Source organism: Pseudomonas sp. FG29, from assembly GCF_057809355.1.
The window spans coordinates 317739-336936 of sequence record NZ_JBMDJU010000002.1 but is presented as its reverse complement, the minus strand read 5'-3'; the positions used below and the strand labels follow the sequence as shown (position 1 = coordinate 336936).

General features: G+C 62.0%; 18 protein-coding genes. 6 read left to right on the top strand and 12 right to left on the bottom strand.

The genetic code is table 11. The annotated features are described in order from the left end of the window. Positions 1 to 102: 102 nt before the first annotated feature. The 3 genes from ACODS1_RS04915 to ACODS1_RS04905 all read right to left on the bottom strand — a co-directional run bounded on the left by ACODS1_RS04915 (position 103) and on the right by ACODS1_RS04905 (position 1776). Entirely contained in the window at positions 103 to 549 is a 447-nt protein-coding gene (locus tag ACODS1_RS04915) for a thioesterase family protein (protein ID WP_322977669.1), read from the bottom strand. Between the two features lie 48 nt (positions 550 to 597). After that, on the bottom strand, positions 598 to 1290 hold the full coding sequence (locus ACODS1_RS04910; protein WP_489084758.1) for a polysaccharide lyase family 7 protein: 693 nt from the start codon (positions 1288 to 1290) through the stop codon (positions 598 to 600). Between the two features lie 171 nt (positions 1291 to 1461). Continuing rightward, a complete protein-coding gene (locus ACODS1_RS04905) occupies positions 1462 to 1776 on the bottom strand; it encodes a transcriptional regulator (protein WP_322977671.1) in 315 nt (104 codons plus the stop codon). Positions 1777 to 1931: 155 nt separating this feature from the next. Here ACODS1_RS04905 and ACODS1_RS04900 point away from each other — a divergent pair, with 155 nt between their 5' ends. After that, a complete protein-coding gene (locus ACODS1_RS04900) occupies positions 1932 to 2315 on the top strand; it encodes a hypothetical protein (protein WP_322977672.1) in 384 nt (127 codons plus the stop codon). Positions 2316 to 2492: 177 nt separating this feature from the next. Here the strand turns inward: ACODS1_RS04900 and alaC are convergent, their stop codons facing one another. The 4 genes from alaC to acnB form a co-directional block, all read right to left on the bottom strand. Next, the gene (alaC, locus tag ACODS1_RS04895; RefSeq protein ID WP_489084757.1) at positions 2493 to 3722 is read right to left on the bottom strand and encodes an alanine transaminase; all 1230 of its coding nucleotides are present in this window, start codon (positions 3720 to 3722) and stop codon (positions 2493 to 2495) included. A 129-nt stretch (positions 3723 to 3851) separates the two neighbouring features. Further along, positions 3852 to 4430 (bottom strand): ANTAR domain-containing response regulator, encoded by a 579-nt coding sequence (locus tag ACODS1_RS04890; protein ID WP_322977674.1) that lies wholly within the window; start codon positions 4428 to 4430, stop codon positions 3852 to 3854. Positions 4431 to 4448: 18 nt separating this feature from the next. Further along, positions 4449 to 5660 (bottom strand): CmpA/NrtA family ABC transporter substrate-binding protein, encoded by a 1212-nt coding sequence (locus ACODS1_RS04885; protein WP_489084756.1) that lies wholly within the window; start codon positions 5658 to 5660, stop codon positions 4449 to 4451. Positions 5661 to 5909: 249 nt separating this feature from the next. Beyond that, entirely contained in the window at positions 5910 to 8519 is a 2610-nt protein-coding gene (gene acnB / locus ACODS1_RS04880; protein WP_322977676.1) for a bifunctional aconitate hydratase 2/2-methylisocitrate dehydratase, read from the bottom strand. A 403-nt stretch (positions 8520 to 8922) separates the two neighbouring features. Between acnB and ACODS1_RS04875 the strand changes: the two genes are divergently transcribed. Next, positions 8923 to 9399, top strand: a complete 477-nt coding sequence (locus ACODS1_RS04875) for a DUF1289 domain-containing protein (protein ID WP_489084755.1) — start codon at positions 8923 to 8925, stop codon at positions 9397 to 9399. A 64-nt stretch (positions 9400 to 9463) separates the two neighbouring features. Here ACODS1_RS04875 and ACODS1_RS04870 read toward each other — a convergent pair whose 3' ends face one another. Next, positions 9464 to 10327 (bottom strand): universal stress protein, encoded by an 864-nt coding sequence (locus tag ACODS1_RS04870; RefSeq protein ID WP_322977678.1) that lies wholly within the window; start codon positions 10325 to 10327, stop codon positions 9464 to 9466. A 155-nt stretch (positions 10328 to 10482) separates the two neighbouring features. Between ACODS1_RS04870 and ACODS1_RS04865 the strand changes: the two genes are divergently transcribed. Beyond that, the gene (locus ACODS1_RS04865) at positions 10483 to 11136 is read left to right on the top strand and encodes a MiaE family protein (RefSeq protein WP_489084754.1); all 654 of its coding nucleotides are present in this window, start codon (positions 10483 to 10485) and stop codon (positions 11134 to 11136) included. A gap of 9 nt (positions 11137 to 11145) precedes the next feature. Here ACODS1_RS04865 and ACODS1_RS04860 read toward each other — a convergent pair whose 3' ends face one another. Next, positions 11146 to 12342 carry an MFS transporter gene (locus ACODS1_RS04860; protein WP_489084753.1) on the bottom strand — a complete coding sequence of 399 codons (1197 nt, stop codon included), beginning with the start codon at positions 12340 to 12342 and terminating at the stop codon, positions 11146 to 11148. Between the two features lie 133 nt (positions 12343 to 12475). Between ACODS1_RS04860 and ACODS1_RS04855 the strand changes: the two genes are divergently transcribed. Next, positions 12476 to 13327: a LysR substrate-binding domain-containing protein gene (locus ACODS1_RS04855; RefSeq protein ID WP_489084752.1), complete on the top strand. Its 852-nt coding sequence runs from the start codon at positions 12476 to 12478 to the stop codon at positions 13325 to 13327. Between the two features lie 57 nt (positions 13328 to 13384). Here the strand turns inward: ACODS1_RS04855 and lpxH are convergent, their stop codons facing one another. Further along, a complete protein-coding gene (lpxH, locus tag ACODS1_RS04850; protein WP_489084751.1) occupies positions 13385 to 14107 on the bottom strand; it encodes a UDP-2,3-diacylglucosamine diphosphatase in 723 nt (240 codons plus the stop codon). A 4-nt stretch (positions 14108 to 14111) separates the two neighbouring features. Next, complete coding sequence (locus tag ACODS1_RS04845; RefSeq protein ID WP_489084750.1) at positions 14112 to 14609, bottom strand: peptidylprolyl isomerase; 498 nt, start codon at positions 14607 to 14609, stop codon at positions 14112 to 14114. A gap of 303 nt (positions 14610 to 14912) precedes the next feature. Here ACODS1_RS04845 and ACODS1_RS04840 point away from each other — a divergent pair, with 303 nt between their 5' ends. Continuing rightward, positions 14913 to 16577: a glutamine--tRNA ligase/YqeY domain fusion protein gene (locus tag ACODS1_RS04840; protein ID WP_322977684.1), complete on the top strand. Its 1665-nt coding sequence runs from the start codon at positions 14913 to 14915 to the stop codon at positions 16575 to 16577. Continuing rightward, positions 16577 to 17962, top strand: coding sequence for a cysteine--tRNA ligase (cysS, locus tag ACODS1_RS04835; RefSeq protein ID WP_489084749.1), 1386 nt, complete (start codon positions 16577 to 16579; stop codon positions 17960 to 17962). The genes ACODS1_RS04840 and cysS overlap by 1 nt, the downstream gene beginning before the upstream one ends. 90 nt (positions 17963 to 18052) lie before the next feature. Here the strand turns inward: cysS and blaPRC are convergent, their stop codons facing one another. Further along, positions 18053 to 19192 carry a PRC family class C beta-lactamase gene (gene blaPRC / locus ACODS1_RS04830; RefSeq protein WP_489084748.1) on the bottom strand — a complete coding sequence of 380 codons (1140 nt, stop codon included), beginning with the start codon at positions 19190 to 19192 and terminating at the stop codon, positions 18053 to 18055. Positions 19193 to 19198: the final 6 nt, after the last annotated feature.

Sequence of the window (19198 nt, the reverse complement as noted above, 5' to 3'; positions counted from 1 at the left end):
TGGCTGGCATTGCTGTCGCTCCCAGGGAGCCCGCCCCTGTCAGGCGAGCATTGTGCTGATGTGTTCAGGCACCCCGGAGCAAGTGTCAGGCCAAGCGGTGGCTTAGCCCGTTATGCGATTGACCTTGGGGAACTTGGCGCTGAAGGTTTCCGGCATCGGCACCACCTTCGAGGCTTGGTAATCGAAGAAGACGAATCCCGACTTGGCCATTGCCACCAGTGCGCCGTCGGCTGGCCGACTGATGCGAAACGTGATGTCGCCGCCGTACTTGTTGAAGTCCATCACGCCGACCTCGAACAGCAACTGGTCACGGGCATGGGCTTCGGCGCGGTAGGTGGTGGCCAGGTCGGTGACGATGATGCCGGTACCGCTGCCATCGGTCTCACGGATGCCGAATTCGAAGAGAAAGCGCGCCCGCGCCTCGGAAATCATCGAGATCATCGAATCATTGCCCAGGTGGTTGGCGCCGTTGATATCGGTAACCCGCACGGTGAGGTGAGTGCTGTAGCAGTATTGATCTTCGGGGAAGTCCAGCGTCAGACGGGCCATGTTCAGGTTTATCCGGGGCAAAGTGGCGATTGTAAGCTGCCGCTACGCTCAACGGTGCAAGGTGTTCAGGTGATAAAACGTGACGCGGCCACCCTCGTTGCTCGGGCCGCTGTTGTCCTGAATGTAGGCGCCAGCCTTGAAATACAGCAAATCATTGCTCCAGGCGCTGCTCAGTTGGCGGTAGTACGAGCCTTTGTCGCCGTCGGCGCTCTCGACCCGAATGCCCAGGCGACCGCTCGATGTCAGGCGCAATTCGTAGCTGAAGCGCTCGTTCAGGTCGATACCGTCTGCGATCAGGATGTTCTTCACCTCGGTGTCGCCCGGGTGTAGGCGCAGCAATGCTTCCAGGCGGCCGACTCCGGCGCTGTTGCGGTAGTACTGCAGCTTGACGAGTGGATCGTTCTGGCTCCCTGCAGCGTCGGTGCTATGGATTTGCCCCACCACGACCTTGCTGCGGCTGGGTATCTGATTGACCGTGAGTACGGCGCTGAGATAGTTGTCGGCACCGGCGTAGAGCCAGTTGTCCAGGGCACCGTCGCTTTGCGTTTCGCGCAATTCGCTGCGTGGGTAGATGGCATCCTCGCTGGTCGAGCCGGTTACCGGCGCCCAGAAGGTGACGCTACCGTCGTCATTGCGCCTGAAATACTGGCTTTGATAGCCATTGTTCAGGCGTTCGGTGCTAATGGTGGTCGGTGTTGAGTCGGTTGGAATCGACAGGTTCCAGGTGGTGAGATCGAGCACGCTGAGGGCCTTTCTTGAGGATCGGAAACTCCCTTTCGTGTCTCAGCGAAGCGATTGGTTCCGCTGCTCATGCCCGATTTAGAGCGCTTCGATAGTGGCCAATAGCTGCTCGAAGGCGCAAGCGATGGACGCTCGCGTTCGCCTCTGGCTGCGGACGGGTTCCAGATGCTTTCAGGAAGCAGGCACGCTGCGCGCCTCGTCGACGAAGTCGCGTAGCCATCGCAGCACCTCGACCGCCTCCCAGCGGGCGGGATCGAACAAGGCATAGGCCTGCCCCTGATAGCCGACCACATCGAGTTGCCGGTGGTAGCCGGCACGTTGCAGCAGGGCCTCGATCTCGGCGAAGCAGGTATTGAAGTGCAGGCGATTGAAGGGCGTGCGGCCTTCCATTACCAGGCCCTCTCGCTGCAGTTCCTCGACCATGCCACGCACTCGTTCCAGCGGCATGCGGTTCACCTGATGCTTCACCTGCAATACGTCCAGCATGTTGATGCTCCTGTGCAAACGGTCATTGATCTGTCGTTCAAGCCTAAACTAAAAGTACTGTACAAATAAACAGTATCGAGTAATAGTTGGGTCACTGCAGCAACATCGACCCGCCCGATCCCTGAAGGGCGCCCTGATGAGAGGAGTGACAGGCAATGCAACAGATGCTCATGACGATTGTGCTATTGGCGATGCTGGGTGGGTGCGCGCAACCCCAGGTCGAGCGCCCCCAGGCCAATGGTGCCTATTTGGTCATCGACGGCGAGCAGGCCTGGGCCGTCCTGGTTTCCGACGGTCGGCGCATAGAAGAGGCGGGCAAGGTGCTGGATGTCATCCACTTGCCTGGGTACCACTCGGCCGTGGCGGCCAGCTATGTAATCGAGACCCCTAACTGCGGCAAGTTGCAGTGGCTCACCGAGCGCCATGGCGAGGCCGAGGGTGAAACGACCCTGGTGTTCAATGAGGCACTGGAGAGCCCGCAGTGCGTGTTGTCTCAGGCGCTGAGTCGCAATTGGACGGCTTTGGATTATTCCGGCTGAAATGAAAAGGGCGCCTGTGCCAGACTGTGTGAAAACTACTACGCTTGGCCATGCTGCGTTAAAAAACGGCTCAAAATGCTCATTTACAGCTCGTAAACTGCGCTTTTTCGCCGTTTTTTGCCTTGCCTGACCTTCGCTCGCTACGTTTTCACACGGTCTGTGTGCGGCGCCCTCGTTTCACTCGTTATCGGCTTTGACTTTTTTCGCCGGCAACAATCCATCTGCTCTGAACATGGCCTTGATGCCCCGCAGTGCCTGACGAGTACGATCCTGGTTCTCGATCAGGGCGAAGCGCACATGGTCGTCACCGTAATCGCCGAAGCCCAGGCCTGGTGATACGCAGACCTTGGCCTCGGCCAGCAGCTTCTTGGCGAACTCCAGCGAGCCCAGGTGAGCATAGGCCTCGGGAATCTTGGCCCAGATGTACATCGAGGCCTTGGGGTTCTCGACCATCCAGCCGATCTCGTGCAGGCCCTTGACCAGCAGGTTGCGGCGCTGGCGATACTGCTCGGCGATATCGCGCACGCATTGCTGGTCGCCTTCCAGAGCGGCAATGGCGGCTACCTGCAGCGGGGTGAAGGTGCCGTAGTCGTGGTAGCTCTTGATCCGCGCCAGGGCGCTGACCAGTTCCGGGTTACCAACCATGAAGCCGATGCGCCAGCCGGCCATGTTGTAGCTCTTGGACAGGGTGAAGAATTCCACCGCGATGTCCTTGGCGCCCGGCACCTGCATGATCGATGGCGCTTTCCAGCCGTCATAGACGATGTCGGCGTAGGCCAGGTCGTGCACCACCAGCACGTCGTACTGCTTGGCCAGGGCGACCACGCGCTCGAAGAAGTCCAGCTCCACGCACTGCGCGGTAGGGTTGGAGGGGAAGCCGAGGATCATCATCTTTGGCTTCGGGATCGACTCGCGGATGGCGCGTTCCAGTTCGTTGAAGAAATCCACACCCGGCACCAGCGGCACGGAGCGCACCTGCGCGCCGGCGATCACCGCACCATAGATATGGATCGGATAGCTGGGGTTGGGCACCAGCACGGTGTCGCCATGATCGAGGGTAGCCAGCATCAAATGGGCCAGGCCTTCCTTGGAGCCGATGGTGACGATGGCCTCGCTTTCCGGGTCGATCTCCACCGCGTAGCGCTCCTGATACCAGCGCGAGATGGCGCGGCGCAGGCGCGGAATACCGCGGGAGGTGGAGTAGCCGTGGGTGTCTTCACGCTGGGCAACCTGCACGAGCTTTTCGACGATGTGCGGCGGAGTCGCACCGTCGGGGTTGCCCATGGAGAAGTCGATGATGTCCTCACCGCGACGACGTGCGGCCATCTTCAGTTCAGCGGTGATGTTGAAAACGTAGGGGGGGAGACGATCGATGCGCGCAAAGCGGCGCTTGGCGTTATCAGCCATGATTTCCTCGAGAGACGTAAGCGCCCGGAACCGTCCGAGCGACGTTGGCCACTGCTGTAGCCGCCGCCGACAATACTTCGCGATGAATAGGGCTGTCCAGTACAGTCAGGCGCTGCGCAGGCGTAACAGTCAGCCCCCGAGCATGTCGTGCATGGCGATGATCTGTTCGGCCACCTGGATCAGCTTCTGCTGGCGGCTCATGGCCTGGCGGCGCATCAGGGTGTAGGCCTCTTCTTCGTCGCAGCTTTTCATCTTCATCAACAGGCCTTTGGCCAGTTCGATGCGTTTGCGTTCGGCCAACTGAGCATCACGCGCCTGAAGTTCGGCGCGTAGCGCCTGGTCGCTTTCGAAGCGGGCCATGGCGACGTCGAGGATCGGTTGCAAGCGTTGCGCATGGATACCTTCGACGATGTAGGCGCTGACGCCGCTCTTGATCGCCTGGCGCATCACGCCGGGGTCGTGCTCGTCGGTGAACATGACGATGGGGTGAGGTTGGTCACGCGTGACCAGCACCACCTGTTCCATGACATCGCGGCCTGGGGATTCGGTGTCGATGAGGATCACGTCGGGGCGCACGGCTTCGACGCGAGCGGGCAGGTCGATGGTCAGGCCGGATTCGTCGATTACCTCGAAGCCCGCCTCGATCAGCGCGTTCTTCAGGCGGCCGACTTTTTTCGGGGTGTCATCGATCAGCAGGATGCGCAGCATGATGGGCTCTCCTGCACGTCAGGCGCTGAGCGCGGGGTGGTCGGTCATGGCATGCAGGGCGAAGCTGCGCGCGTAACCTGCCGGATCGCTGCCATCCCAGCGTGGACCGTCCTTGAGCATGCTGCTGCGCATCGGTCCGGGGCAGGCGATGCCCAGTGCCTCTGCAGCCTGTCGGTAGAGTTCCAGTTGTTGCACCTGCCGGGCGATGCCGAGGTAGTCCGGATCCTCGCGCAGCAATCCCCAGCGACGGAACTGGGTCATGAACCACATGGCATCGGACAGGTAGGGCAGGTTGACTGCGCCCTCGCCGTGAAAGCGCAGGCGATGGGCGTCTTGCCAGGCGTTGCCGAGACCGTCCTGATAATGGCCGAGAAAGCGCGGCAGGATCGCGGACAACGGCGCATCGACATACTCGCTGCCGCTGAGCAGTTGCGCCGTGCTGCGTCGATTTTCCTCGTTGGCATCGATGAATTGGCTGGCTTCCAGGACGGCCATGATAAGGGCGCGCACGGTATTGGGGTACTGCTCAACGAAGGCGCGGGTGCTGCCAAGTACTTTCTCTGGATGATCCGGCCAGATCGCCTGGGTAGTGGTGAGCATGCAGCCGAGATCGTCCTCTACGGCCTTGGCGGTCCAGGGTTCGCCAACGCAGAAGCCATCGATACGCTGCGCTTTCAGGTGCTCGATCATCTGTGGCGGCGGCACCACCACGCTGTCCACATCCTGCAGCGGGTGAATGCCTTGGCTGGCAAGCCAGTAGTAGAGCCACATGGCATGGGTGCCGGTGGGGAAGGTCTGGGCAAACTTCATGCGTGCGCTGCTTTGGTGCGTGCGCTGTGCCAGTGCCTCACCGCTGGTCACGCCGGCCTGTTGCAGGGCTCGCGACAGGTTGATGCTCTGCCCATTCTGATTGAGGCCCATGAGTACCGCCATGTTGCTCGGCATTCCACCGTCGAGCCCCAACTGTACGCCATAGATCAAGCCGTAGAGGCAGTGAGCGGCATCCAGTTCGCCACTGATCAGGCGATCGCGCAAGGCGGCCCAGGATGCCTGGCGCTGCAGGCGCAGGCTAAGGCCGTGCTTTTCGGCAAAGCCCTGAGTGGCCGCGACGACCACGGATGCCGAATCGCTCAAAGCCATGAAACCGATGTTCAACACGCGCTTTTCCGGGGCGCCGCTGCCATGCGCCCAGGCCTGGTCAGCGTCGCGTGGGGTGTCGAGTTCGCTCATTGGGTGTCCTTGCAAGCTTGCCGCCGCCGCTCATTGGCCAAGCGTCAGCCATAAAAAAACGTCGTACCGGCACCTACCTGTAGCGCAGGCATGCACCAGAACGACGCCATTGTCGAAAGCGCCTTCCACCGTTGGAAGGGCGTATGTCTCGCAACGAAGCAATGCCTATGCCAGGCCGTAGAGGTCGAGCAAGGCAGGCACAAATGAAAAGCCCCGCACGGGGCGGGGCTCTTTTCAAACGCTAGAGGATCAGGCCTGAACGACCGGGATCTTGGCGCTTTCGGCGGCTTCGCGGAACTCGGCGATCTGATCGAAGCTCAGGTAGCGGTAGACGTCGGCAGCCATGCTGTCGATGTCCTTGGCATACTGCAGATACTCCTCGACGGTCGGCAGTTTGCCGAGAATCGAAGCCACTGCGGCCAGCTCAGCCGAAGCCAGGTAGACGTTGGTGGCGTCGCCCAGGCGGTTCGGGAAGTTACGGGTCGAGGTGGAGACCACGGTGGAACCGGTCTGTACGCGCGCCTGGTTACCCATGCACAGCGAGCAGCCTGGCATTTCCATGCGCGCGCCAGCCTTGCCGTAGATGCCGTAGTAGCCTTCTTCGGTCAGTTGGTGAGCGTCCATCTTGGTTGGCGGGGCCAGCCACAGACGGGTCGGAATGCCGCCCTTGACCTTGTCCAGCAACTTACCGGCAGCACGGAAGTGACCGATGTTGGTCATGCACGAACCGATGAACACTTCGTCGATCTTGTCGCCAGCGACGGTGGACAGCAGACGGGCGTCGTCCGGGTCGTTCGGCGCGCAGAGTACCGGCTCCTTGACGTCGGCCAGATCGATCTCGATCACGGCGGCGTACTCGGCATCGGCGTCGGCAGCCAGCAGCTCTGGCTTGGCCAGCCAGGCTTCCATGGCTTGGGCGCGGCGCTCGAGGGTGCGCGGATCACCGTAGCCTTCGCTGATCATCCAGCGCAGCAGGGTGATGTTGGACTTCAGGTACTCGGCGATCGATTCTTCCGGCAGCTTGATGGTGCAACCGGCAGCGGAACGCTCGGCGGAGGCGTCGGACAGCTCGAAAGCCTGCTCGACGGTCAGCTCGTTGAGACCTTCGATCTCCAGGATGCGGCCGGAGAAGATGTTCTTCTTGCCTTTCTTCTCGACAGTCAGCAGGCCTTGCTGAATGGCGTAGTAAGGAATGGCATGTACCAGGTCACGCAGGGTGATGCCTGGTTGCAGCTTGCCTTTGAAGCGCACCAGCACCGATTCCGGCATGTCCAGCGGCATGACGCCGGTAGCAGCGGCGAAGGCCACCAGGCCGGAACCGGCCGGGAAGGAAATGCCGATCGGGAAGCGGGTGTGCGAGTCACCGCCGGTGCCGACGGTGTCCGGCAGCAGCATGCGGTTCAGCCAGCTGTGGATGATGCCGTCGCCCGGACGCAGGGATACGCCGCCACGGGTGCGGATGAAATCCGGCAGGGTGTGGTGGGTGGTGACGTCGATCGGCTTCGGATAGGCGGCGGTGTGGCAGAAGGACTGCATCACCAGGTCGGCGGAGAAGCCCAGGCACGCCAGGTCTTTCAGCTCGTCGCGGGTCATCGGGCCGGTGGTGTCTTGCGAGCCGACGGTGGTCATCTTCGGTTCGCAGTAGGTGCCCGGACGTACGCCTTGGCCTTCCGGCAGACCGCAGGCGCGACCAACCATCTTCTGTGCCAGGGTGAAGCCTTTGCCGCTGTCAGCCGGTGCTTCCGGCTTCTTGAACAGGTCGCTAGCGCCCAGGCCCAGTTCGGCACGAGCCTTCTCGGTCAGGCCACGGCCGATGATCAGCGGGATACGGCCGCCAGCGCGGACTTCGTCGAGCAGCACTTCGGTTTTCAGTTCGAAGTTGGTGACCAGCTCATCGCTGCCATGACGGCGAACTTCGCCCTTGTACGGGTAGACGTCGATGACATCGCCCATGGCCAGGTTGGTGCAGTCGAATTCGATCGGCAGGGCGCCGGCATCTTCCATGGTGTTGTAGAAGATCGGGGCGATCTTGGTGCCGAAGCAGAAGCCACCAGCGCGCTTGTTCGGCACGTAGGGGATGTCGTCACCGAAGAACCACAGCACCGAGTTGGTGGCGGACTTACGGGAAGAACCGGTACCGACCACGTCACCGACGTAGGCAACCGGGAAGCCTTTGGCGCGAACGGCTTCGATCTGCTTCAGCGGGCCAACCGAACCCGGCTGCTCGGGCTCGATGCCGTCACGGGCCATCTTCAGCATGGCCAGGGCATGCAGCGGGATGTCAGGGCGCGACCAGGCGTCCGGGGCAGGGGACAGGTCGTCGGTGTTGGTTTCGCCAGGCACCTTGAACACGGTCAGGGTGTACTTCTCGGCGATGGCCGGACGGGCCTTGAACCACTCGCCGTCAGCCCAGGATTGCATCACGGCCTTGGCGTTGGCATTGCCAGCCTTGGCTTTCTCGGCGACGTCGTGGAAGGCGTCGAACATCAGCAGGGTGTGCTTGAGTTGCTCGGCGGCAACAGTGGCCAGTTCGGCGCTGTCCAGCAGTTCGACCATGGTGGCGATGTTGTAGCCGCCCTGCATGGTGCCCAGCAGTTCGACGGCACGGGCCTTGCTGATCAGCGGGGAGGAGGCTTCGCCCTTGGCGACAGCGGAGAGGAAACCGGCCTTGACGTAGGCGGCTTCGTCGACGCCTGGCGGCACGCGATTGGTGATCAGATCCAGCAGGAATTCTTCTTCGCCAGCCGGCGGGTTCTTCAGCAGTTCGACCAGGCCAGCAGTCTGCTCGGCGTTCAGCGGCTGGGGAACGATTCCCAGGGCGGCACGCTCTTCTACGTGTTTGCGATAGGCTTCAAGCACAGTATTACCCTCATCAGTGGTCCCAAAGGGTTGTCCGGGACGCGATCCAGAAAGCCATGAACCAAGCGCATTTCGGCTTTATGGGCCGAGCAGCCGAGGTTTCACGAGTTTCTTCCAGAAGCTGCTTTCAAAGTTTTACGCCTGTAGGACGGTAGCGTTGCTGGTCGATGCAGACGTTCGGGGGGACTCCAAACGGCTGCATCGCCATCGTACCTACAAGGATCGACTGTGCTCGTGACGCTTTGAAAACAGCTTCCAACGGACATTGGCGCCTTAAAAGGCGGGCCGATTCTACTGGAAAGCGCAGATAAAGTTAAGCCGATGTCCAGCGCTCGCCAGGGGTGAACTGGATTAGACAAAGGGCTAAGATGCGGGGCCGTTCTGCCTTTCGTATCGCCCTGCCATGTCCAATCAGCGTATCAAGACACCTTGCGTAGGTCTTTGCTCGACCGTCTACGGCGATGTCGTCTGCCGCGGATGCAAGCGTTTCCATCACGAAGTGATCAACTGGAACAGCTATGACGAGCAAGAGAAGCGTGCGGTCTGGTCTCGTCTCGAGGCGCTCCTTGTGCAGGTCATGACGGCCAAGCTGGAGGTCTTCGATGAGGGGCGCCTGCGGACGCAGCTCGAGCAGCGGCAGATCCGCTTCCTGCCGCAGCAGTCCCCTTACTGCTGGGCTTACCAGTTGATTGCGCGCGGCGCGCGGATGATCAATCAACTGGAGGCCTATGGCATGGTGCTGCTGCCGGAGTTTCGCGGTTGGGCACTAACCGAGCTGCGCGATGCCATCGACCGCGAGTTCTTCCTGTTGTCCGAGGCGCATTATGAGCGCTATATCGCGCCAAAGTTTCTCCGCGAAGGGCTGGAGCTGCGGGTCTAGTCCGCTTTCTGGATAAAGAAAAATGCCGCTCGTTGCTGAGCGGCATTTTCGTTTCCGGCATGGGTCAGCGCTGTGCCACCAGTTCTTCGAGGTGAGCGATGACTTCATCTGGCTTGAGCACCAGGGCATCGCTTTCCAGCGAATCCAGCACCACTTCCGCCGTGTTGCCGATCAGCGCACCGGAAAGGCCGGTGCGAGCGACCGTACCGATTACCGTGACCGCCGCCTTGAGTTGATGGGCGACCTGCGGGATCAGGACGTCTGCCGGGCCTTCCACGACATGCAGGCGTTCGTCGCTGATGTCGTATTCGGCCTGGAAGCTTTTGCATTGCTCACGGTAGCGAGCCTCGATGGTTTCCTTGAGCTGGAAGGTTGGGTCGGCAGCGGAGAGCATCGGCGATGGGTGAGCGGCAATCACATGCAGATCGCCCTTGGCCAGGCCGGCGATGTCGTAGCCATGACTGATGATGCCGGCATGCAGCGTGCGGTGCTCGCTGTCGGCGTTGCCGACGTCGACGGCGGCGAGAATGATGCCGCCGGTCCAGGGCGTGTCGGTCTTGACCATCAGCACCGGGCCCGGGCAGTAGCGCAGCAGTTTCCAGTCCTCCGGGGTGAGGATCGCCTTCTTCAAGGGGTTGTCCGGCAGGTGTTGCTTGACCACCAGGCCACAGCCTTCGGCTTGCTGGATGGCGATGATGGTCTGGTGCAGGTTGTCATGCCAGGCTTGCTGGGTGGTGACGCTGAAGCCTTCCTGGGCCAGGTTGCTGCGCAGGTCGTTGAGCAGGGCACTGTGATCGCCCTTCTTGTCACAGACCAGCAGGTGCAGGTGCGACTGGGTGACGCCTGCTATCAGTTTTGCCCGCTTCAGGGCGAGGCCTTCGGGATGCTGGGGCTCCACCACCACCAGAATGCTACGGATCGCTTGCATGATCGTCTCCCTGAGAATGAACATCGATCGTTCAACTATAGGTGCGTCGTCGCCAGCGACTTCTTGACCTGTATCAAGCGCGCTGGTCGTGTGGCCTGCCACTCGTATAATGGCCCGCCATGTTCAACCTCGCCAGCACCGAGAGCGCTTCAATCATGATGTCAAATGCCCAGCATGTTCCGAGTAATACCGAGGAACCTGTCACTATTCTGCAGGAAATTCTCGCGTTTCTCGGTGGCGTTGCTACCCCCGACGCCTGGCTGGACGAGGCCCTGCGCCAGCAGGAAATCCTTCTGCTCGACCACCGCAACCTGGAATACAAGGCCGCGCAAACGGCCCTGAGTCTGATGGGGCGTTACCTGACCAAGACCGAATTGACCGCGAGAATGTCGCGTTTGGCCCGTGAGGAACTGGTGCACTTCGAGCAGGTGAGCAAGATCATTCGCGGGCGTGGTATCGAGGTTCGCCATGTTTCGGCCTCGCGCTACGCCGCCGGCCTGCGGGCCTTGTTGCGCGGTGGCGAGGTGGAGCGGCTGGTGGACGTGCTGGTGGTCGGTGCCTTCATCGAGGCGCGTTCCTGTGAGCGCTTCGCCGCGCTGGTGCCGCGTCTGGATGCCGAGCTGGCCAAGTTCTACGCCGGCTTGCTGGAGAGTGAAGGGCGCCACTACCGCGGCTATCTCAAGCTTGCCTATCTGTATGGTGACGCCGCTGACGTGGATGCGCGTATCGAGGTGGTGCGTGCGGTGGAGCAGGAACTGATCACCTCGCCGGATGAGCAGTTCCGTTTCCACAGTGGCATACCCCTTTAGCGCTCTACATCAGCAGGTACCCGCCGCTGTCGGCGGCGCCAGCGAGGCCTTGTCCCCGCGCAGGATGAGCAACGCCAGTAGCACCAGCAGCGAGGAAATGCCGGCCAGAGCGAAGAACACGCTTTCCAGTGAACCGGTGGTGTCGCGCACATAGCCGGTCAGCAGATTGCCCAATGCTCCGCCCAGGCCGAAAGTCACCATGCAGATACCACTGATCTGCATGGTGGCTGTGGATGCGTAGCGGCGATTGACCCAGCCGGCGACGATGCCCCACATCGGGAAATACATCAGGCCATAACCAAAGCCCGCCGCCAGTGCCCAGCGCCCTGGATCCTGGGCAAAGGCCCAGAGGCCCAGTGCAAAAATGCTGAAGATCACCAGCAGTGCCATGCCATGGCCCTTGCGGTCGGCCAGTCTGCCAATGATCAGGCCGGCGAGCATGCCGGTGCCGCCTACCATCGCCCAGGTATAACCGCCCAGCGTGGCTGGCAAGCCGAGTTCATCCAGATAGGTGTTGAGCCAGTAGGAGAAGGGCATGGTGGTGAACCCGACCAGCAGGCAGATCAGGCAGGCGATCAGGGCGGTGCGCTCACCGAGGATGGCAGCCAGCAGGCGGCGGGGCGCAAGCATCGCCTCGTGATTGTCCTGCTGCGCTCCCTGCATCTTCGGCAGGTGCCGCAGCAGGTGCCAGGTCAGGCACACCACCAGCGCGCCGAACAGCGAGGCGAGCTGCCAGCTCATCTGCCAGCCGAGCGCCGGTACCACCAGCAGTATCAGCAGGCCGTTGATGGCATACCCCCAGGCCGTACCGCTGGACGCGCAGGAGAGGTAGGTGGCGCGATCCTCGGGGCGGGCGCAGCGGCTCAGAATCTCGACGATGCAGCCCCAGCTGATCGCAGCGCTGGCCGCCAGGCAGGTCAGCACCAAGCTGATGACGATGGGGGCGCGCAGTTGCGACATCATGAACAGCAGGCAACTGCTGATGATGCCGGTCAGCAGTGCCAGGCGGCTGGTGCCCAGGTGATGGCCAAGCGTGCCCAGCAGCAGGGCGCCGCCCAGATAGGCCAACTGGGTGAGGGCGCCGATGGTCGCCAGTTGCCAGGCACTGAAGCCGATCGATGCCCCCATGAAGGGCAGTACGGCAGCGAACAGGAACATGCCGAATCCATGGCTGACGATCTGGTTCAAGGCGAACGTGGCGGGCATCCGCATGGATTCTGGCTCCGAGAAGGTTGGCTGGGCATCCGCAGGCAGCGGATGGTGCCTAACATAGAGACTTGCCAGAGTTCGCGGAAACGATAAATATTGATCGCCGCCTTCAACAAAGCTGAATTCTGCGATGCGCGACCTGCCCATAGCCCTGCTGCGTACCTTCGTGGTGGTCGCCGAGACGCTCAACCTGACCAGTGCGGCCTTGCGCCTGCATCGCGCCCCGTCGACCATCAGCATGCAACTCAGCCGTCTGGAGGCCCTGGTGGCGACCGAGTTGCTGCAGCGTGGGCAGTACGGCGTGCGGCTGACGCATGCCGGGGAGCAGTTGAAAGCCCACGCCCAGCAATTGCTCAACCTGCATGACCGCGTGCTGGGAAGCTTTCGCCATGCCGATGTGGGTGGGCGGGTGCGCCTGGGCACCCATGACCAGTACGCCACGCGCACGCTCACGCCGCTGTTGGAAGCCTTCGTGCTGAGTTATCCCGAGGCCAGCCTGGAGGTGCTCTGTGATCATCGCCCCGAATACCTGGCGGCACGCGTGGCAGAGGGCAAGCTGGATCTGGCGTTGGCGGAGATGTCCGTGGCTTCCGGCGGCGGGAACCGGTTGTTTCGCGATCAGTTGGTCTGGGTGCGCACCGATGCCCATGCGCTCCACGAGCGTACGCCCTTGCCGCTGGCGGTATTCGTCGAGGGTTGCCTGCACCGTGACTCGGCCTGCCTGGCACTCGCCGCAGCCGGCATTCCTTACCGCATCGCCTTTGCCAGCCAAAGCCGCGCCGGGGTATTGGCTGCGGTGCGTGCCGGGATAGGGGTAGGCATCGTGCCACGTTCGACCCTGGAGCCGGATCTGCGGGTGATCGAAACCCTGCCTGGGCTGCCCGCGACGGATATCACCCTGTTTGTCGCCGATCAGGTCAATGAGGCCGCCCGGCGCCTGGCACAGACCATCCAGGAAAGCCCGCAATATCGCGTGGGTTAGGGGTTGTTGACGTTTCGGCGCGACCGCGAGCGAAGCGTCAACAGATCCTAGCCGTGATCAACTGAGCGGGAAGGGCGCCTGCTGCCAGTCCGCGCCGTCAATCTGCAGCGCCCAGCCCTGGCGATCCCAGTCCCCCAGCACGATGCGCCGCGCCGCTTGGCCGTTGACTTCCAGTTCATGCACCGCCGGCCTGTGGGTGTGGCCATGGATCAGCGTGCGCACGCCGTGCTCGGCCATTACCCTGACCACTTCCTCGAGCGTGACGTCGACGATATCGCTGGCCTTCATCCGCGTTTGTGCGCGGCTTTCGTTGCGCAGCTTGCGCGCCAGCTTCTGCCGGGTGGCGAGCGGCAGGTTGCGCAGGATCAGCAGGCTGAGCGGATTGCGCAGCCAGCGGCGCAGTTTCATATAGCCGACGTCGAGGGTGCACAGACTGTCGCCGTGCATCAGCAGCACCGGCTCGCCACCCAAATGCACCAGGGTCGGATCCTTCAGCAGGGTGCAACCCGCCTCGCGGCAGAAGCGCTTGCCGATGAGAAAGTCGCGATTGCCGTGCATCAGGTAGATACGCGTGCCGGCATCACTCAGCTCGCGCAGGGCGCGGGCGATCTCGTGCTGGAAGGGCGTCATGCCGTCGTCGCCGATCCAGACTTCGAAGAAGTCGCCGAGGACGTACAGCGCCTCGGCCTGACGCGCGCGGGTGGCGAGAAAATGCAGAAACGCCCGGGTGATGTCCGGGCGTTTCTCTTCGAGGTGCAGATCGGAGATCAGCAGGATCATCGACTTACTCGGCTACGATTTCAGCCTTTTCGATGATCACGTCTTCCACCGGTACGTCCTGGTGGCCGGATTTCATGGTGGTGGCGACGCCTTTGATCTTCTCGACCACGTCCATGCCTTCGACCACTTCACCGAATACGGCGTAGCCCCAGCCCTGAACGGTCGGCGCGCTGTGGTTGAGGAAGCTGTTGTCGGCGACGTTGATGAAGAACTGTGCGCTGGCCGAATGCGGCTCCATGGTGCGCGCCATGGCGATGGTGCCGACCTTGTTGGCCACGCCGTTGTTGGCCTCGTTCTTGATCGGTGCGCGGGTCGGCTTCTGCTTCATGCCCGGCTCGAAACCGCCGCCCTGGATCATGAAGTTGCCGATCACACGGTGGAAAACGGTGCCGTCGTAATGACCTTCCTTCACGTATTGCTCGAAGTTGGCCACGGTTTCCGGGGCCTTGTCGGCGAACAGGTTCAGGGTGATGACGCCGTGGTTGGTGTGCAGTTTGATCATGATCGTATCCGTGATGAGGCAGATTCAGGCCAGTGGCCCCGAGGTGAACAGCCCTAGCAGGCCGTTGAAAAACGTCGGCGAGGCAGGCAAGACAAGGCAAAAAAAGCCGAAAAAGCGCAGTTTACGTGCTGTAAATGAGCATTTTGAGGCTGTTTTTAACGCAGTATTGCCAACGCAGGTAGTTTTTCAACAGCCTGCTAACAGGGTGGCATGCACCCTGTCAGGGGCTTGACAGGTTGGTTATGATACGGACTTTGCCCGAAGCGGCCTACCCTGTGCCGCGCCAGTATTGTTAAGGACACCATGAGCAAGCCTACCGTCGAAAAAGCTGCCAACTTCCTGCGTCCCATCGTTCAGGCAGACCTGGACAGCGGCAAGCACGCCACGATCGTGACCCGCTTTCCGCCGGAGCCCAACGGCTACCTGCACATCGGCCATGCCAAGAGCATCTGCCTGAACTTCGGCCTGGCCGAAGAGTTCGGCGGCCAGTGCAACCTGCGTTTCGACGACACCAACCCGGCCAAGGAAGACCAGGAATACATCGACGCGATCAAGGCCGACGTCGAGTGGCTGGGTTTCAAGTGGGCCGGTGAGGAACGCTACGCCTCCAATTATTTCGACCAGCTGCATGCCTGGGCCATCGAGCTGATCAAGGCCGGCAAGGCCTTCGTCTGCGACCTCAATGCCGAGGAAATGCGCGAATACCGTGGCAACCTGACCGAGCCTGGCAAGAACAGTCCGTTCCGCGAACGTAGTGTCGAGGAAAACCTCGACCTGTTCGCCCGTATGAAAGCCGGCGAGTTCCCCGATGGCGCCCGTTCGCTGCGCGCCAAGATCGACATGGCTTCGCCGAACATCAACCTGCGCGACCCGATCCTTTATCGCATTCGCCACGCTCATCACCACCAGACCGGTGACAAGTGGTGTATCTACCCGAGCTACGACTTCACCCACGGTCAGTCGGACGCCATCGAGGGTATCACCCACTCGATCTGCACCCTGGAGTTTGAAGATCACCGCCCGCTGTACGAATGGTTCCTGGCCAACCTGCCGGTGCCGGCGCAGCCGCGTCAGTACGAATTCGCCCGCCTGAACCTGAACTACACCATCACCAGCAAGCGCAAGCTCAAGCAGCTGGTCGACGAGAAGCACGTCAATGGCTGGGACGATCCGCGCATGTCGACCCTGTCCGGCTACCGTCGCCGTGGCTATACCCCGGCTTCGATCCGCGCCTTCTGCGACATGATCGGCGTCAACCGCGCCGGCGGTCTTGTGGATATCGGCATGCTCGAGTTCGCCATCCGTGACGATCTGGACGCCAACGCCTCGCGCGCCATGTGCGTGCTCAAGCCGCTGAAAGTGGTGATCACCAATTACCCGGAAGGCCAGGTCGAGAACCTCGAATTGCCGCGCCATCCCAAGCAGGACATGGGCGTGCGCGTGCTGCCGTTCTCCCGCGAGATCTACATCGACGCCAGCGACTTCGAGGAAACCCCGCCGGACGGCTTCAAGCGCCTGATCCCCGGCGGCGAAGTGCGTCTGCGCGGCAGCTACGTGATCCGCGCTGACGAAGCCATCAAGGACGCCGCCGGCAATATCGTCGAGCTGCGCTGCAGCTATGACGAGAACACCCTGGGCAAGAATCCGGAAGGCCGCAAGGTAAAGGGCGTGATCCACTGGGTGCCGGCGGCCGAGAGCGTCGAGTGCGAAGTGCGTCTGTACGATCGCCTGTTCCGCTCGGCCAACCCCGAGAAAGCGGAAGAGGGTGGTAGCTTCCTCGACAACATCAACCCGGAATCGCTGGTGGTGCTCACCGGTTGCCGCGCCGAGCCGTCGCTGGCCAAGGCTGCTGCCGATGACCGCTTCCAGTTCGAGCGCGAAGGCTACTTCTGCCTCGACAAGGACTCGACCGCCGAGGCGCTGGTGTTCAACCGCACCGTCACCCTGCGCGATTCCTGGGGGCAGTAATGGCACTGTCGATCTACAACACGCTCAGCAAGGTCAAGGAACCGTTCAAGCCGCTGATCGGTAACAGCGTGCGTATGTACGTATGCGGCATGACTGTCTATGACTTCTGCCATATCGGTCATGCCCGGGTGATGGTCGCCTTCGACGTGGTCACCCGTTGGCTGCGTCAGCGTGGCTATGACGTGACCTACGTGCGCAATATCACCGACATCGACGACAAGATCATCCGCCGGGCCAACGAGAACGGCGAGCCGTTCGAGGCGCTAGTCGAGCGCATGATCGCTGCGATGCACGAAGACGAGGCGCGTCTGAGCGTGCTGCGTCCGGACATCGAACCGCGCGCCACCGGCCATATCGCCGGCATGCACCAGATGATCCAGACCCTGATCGACAAGGGCTTCGCCTACGCGCCGGGCAATGGCGACGTGTACTACCGCGTCACCAAGTTCGAGACCTACGGCAAGCTGTCGCGCCGCAAGATCGACGAGTTGAAGATCGGCGCGCGCATCGAAGTCGATGAAATCAAGGAAGACCCGCTGGACTTCGTCCTGTGGAAAGGCGCCAAGCCGGGTGAGCCGAGCTGGGAGTCGCCCTGGGGCAAGGGGCGTCCGGGCTGGCATATCGAGTGCTCGGTGATGTCCACCTGCTGCCTGGGCGAGACCTTCGACATTCATGGCGGTGGCCCGGATCTGGTGTTCCCGCACCACGAGAACGAGATCGCGCAGAGCGAGGCGGCCACCGGCAAGCAGTACGCCAATGCCTGGATGCATGCCGGCGCGGTGCGTGTGGATGGCGAGAAGATGTCCAAGAGCCTGGGCAACTTCTTCACCATTCGCGAGGTGCTGGAGAAGTACCAGCCGGAGGTGGTGCGCTACCTGCTGGTGTCCAGCCACTACCGCAGCCCGATCAACTACTCGGAAGAGAGCCTCAAGGAAGCCAAGGGCGCCCTGGAGCGTTTCTACAACGGCCTCAAAGGTCTGCCGGAAGCGGCGCCTGCCGGTGGCGAAGCCTTCGTCGAGCGCTTCGGTGCAGCGATGGACGACGATTTCAACTCGCCGGAAGCCTGCGCGGTGTTGTTCGAGATGATTCGCGAGGTCAACCGCCTGCGTGAGTCGGACGTGCAGGCCGCTGCTGGTCTGGCGGCGCAGCTCAAGCAACTGGCCAGCGTACTCGGCGTGCTGCAGCTTGAGCCCGAGGCATTCCTCCAGGCCGGTGCTGCCGGCAAAGTCGATGCCGCCGAAGTCGAAGCGCTGATCGCTGCGCGCCTGCAGGCTCGCGCCGACAAGAACTGGGCAGAAAGCGACCGCATCCGCGACCAGCTCACGGCCATGGGCGTGGTGCTGGAAGATGGCAAGGGCGGCACTACCTGGCGTCTGGCCGAGTAAGGCTGAGGCTCAACGACAAAGGCCGCTGGAAAGCGGCCTTTGTCGTTTCTGGGGCTCGAAGTGCTGAGTTTGCCTAACTGACCGGTACGCTTATGGCTCGACGGCCTCGAGCAACTGCAGCGCCAGGCGCACACGCTCGGCATTGGGGTAGTTGCGGTTGGCGAGGATCACCAGGCCGGTATCGCGCGCCGGTAGTAGCAGGATGTAGGCGCCGAAGCCGTTGGTCGAGCCGGTCTTGTTCAGCAGCAGGTCGCCCTCGGCAGGTCTGGGCGCAGTGAAACGCTCCACGGGCTGCGGTTGCAGCGCCATTTCTGCTGAGTTGCCAGCCTGTAGTTTTTCCAGGCTGATGGGGTAGGCGTAGCGCTCCCAGCCCAGCGCCTGAGTCATGTCGCCGACCTGGTAGTAGCCACGATGTGTTGCGCTGATCGCCTGGCGCAGTGGTGCGGGTAGTTGATCCGGGTGCAGGTTGGCGTCGATGAAGCGCAGCATGTCGGTGGCGCTGGATTTAAGCCCGTAGGCTTCGGCATCCAGTGCGCCGGGAGTCACGCGAACCGCCTTGTCGTCGCGGTAGCCCCAGGCATAGTGCTCCATCTGCTCGGTCGGTATGCGGACGTGGCTTTCCTGCATGCCCAGTTGCGGCAGCAAATCCTTCTCCATCAACTGCTGAAACGGCTCGGCCAGAATGGCCGCTGCCAGGTGGCCGAACAGGCCGATGCTGGGGTTGGAATACAGCCGCTGGGTACCCGGCGGATACACCGCCTGCCAGTTGCGGTAGTAATCGAGCATTTGCTGTTCGCTACCGACTGCATCGGGGAATTGCAGCGGCAGGCCACCCGAGGTGTAAGTGGCCAGATCCAGCAAACTGATGTGATCGAAGGCGCTGCCCTGCAGGGCCGGCAGATACTGGCTGGCGTTGTCACTGAGGTTCAGCGTGCCACGCGCTTCGGCGTAGGCGCCGAGGGTTGCGGTGAACAGTTTGCTGATCGAGCCCAGCTCGAACAGGGTATGGCGATCCACTGCCTGGCCGTTTTCACGGGATGCGACGCCGTATTCGAAGAAATGCGACTGCCCCTTGTGGCTGATGGCGATGGCCATGCCGGGAATGGCATAGGTCTGCATCATCGACTTCGCAGCGGCGTCCACCTGTGTTTTCAGTGAAGGCGCGGCCGGCGCGTGGCTGGCGGCCAGCAGCGCCAGGGCTGCGAAAAGTGGACGGTAAAGGTGGCGCATGCTGAG

Excerpts from the sequence above, each read along its gene's own strand:
- ACODS1_RS04915 (WP_322977669.1), bottom strand. The coding sequence starts at position 549 with ATGGCCCGTCTGACGCTGGACTTCCCCGAAGATCAATACTGCTACAGC.
- ACODS1_RS04905 (WP_322977671.1), bottom strand. The coding sequence starts at position 1,776 with ATGCTGGACGTATTGCAGGTGAAGCATCAGGTGAACCGCATGCCGCTG.
- ACODS1_RS04900 (WP_322977672.1), top strand. The coding sequence starts at position 1,932 with ATGCAACAGATGCTCATGACGATTGTGCTATTGGCGATGCTGGGTGGG.
- alaC (WP_489084757.1), bottom strand. The coding sequence starts at position 3,722 with ATGGCTGATAACGCCAAGCGCCGCTTTGCGCGCATCGATCGTCTCCCC.
- ACODS1_RS04890 (WP_322977674.1), bottom strand. The coding sequence starts at position 4,430 with ATGCTGCGCATCCTGCTGATCGATGACACCCCGAAAAAAGTCGGCCGC.
- ACODS1_RS04885 (WP_489084756.1), bottom strand. The coding sequence starts at position 5,660 with ATGAGCGAACTCGACACCCCACGCGACGCTGACCAGGCCTGGGCGCAT.
- ACODS1_RS04875 (WP_489084755.1), top strand. The coding sequence starts at position 8,923 with ATGTCCAATCAGCGTATCAAGACACCTTGCGTAGGTCTTTGCTCGACC.
- ACODS1_RS04870 (WP_322977678.1), bottom strand. The coding sequence starts at position 10,327 with ATGCAAGCGATCCGTAGCATTCTGGTGGTGGTGGAGCCCCAGCATCCC.
- ACODS1_RS04865 (WP_489084754.1), top strand. The coding sequence starts at position 10,483 with ATGATGTCAAATGCCCAGCATGTTCCGAGTAATACCGAGGAACCTGTC.
- ACODS1_RS04860 (WP_489084753.1), bottom strand. The coding sequence starts at position 12,342 with ATGCCCGCCACGTTCGCCTTGAACCAGATCGTCAGCCATGGATTCGGC.
- ACODS1_RS04855 (WP_489084752.1), top strand. The coding sequence starts at position 12,476 with ATGCGCGACCTGCCCATAGCCCTGCTGCGTACCTTCGTGGTGGTCGCC.
- lpxH (WP_489084751.1), bottom strand. The coding sequence starts at position 14,107 with ATGATCCTGCTGATCTCCGATCTGCACCTCGAAGAGAAACGCCCGGAC.
- ACODS1_RS04845 (WP_489084750.1), bottom strand. The coding sequence starts at position 14,609 with ATGATCAAACTGCACACCAACCACGGCGTCATCACCCTGAACCTGTTC.
- ACODS1_RS04840 (WP_322977684.1), top strand. The coding sequence starts at position 14,913 with ATGAGCAAGCCTACCGTCGAAAAAGCTGCCAACTTCCTGCGTCCCATC.
- cysS (WP_489084749.1), top strand. The coding sequence starts at position 16,577 with ATGGCACTGTCGATCTACAACACGCTCAGCAAGGTCAAGGAACCGTTC.
- blaPRC (WP_489084748.1), bottom strand. The coding sequence starts at position 19,192 with ATGCGCCACCTTTACCGTCCACTTTTCGCAGCCCTGGCGCTGCTGGCC.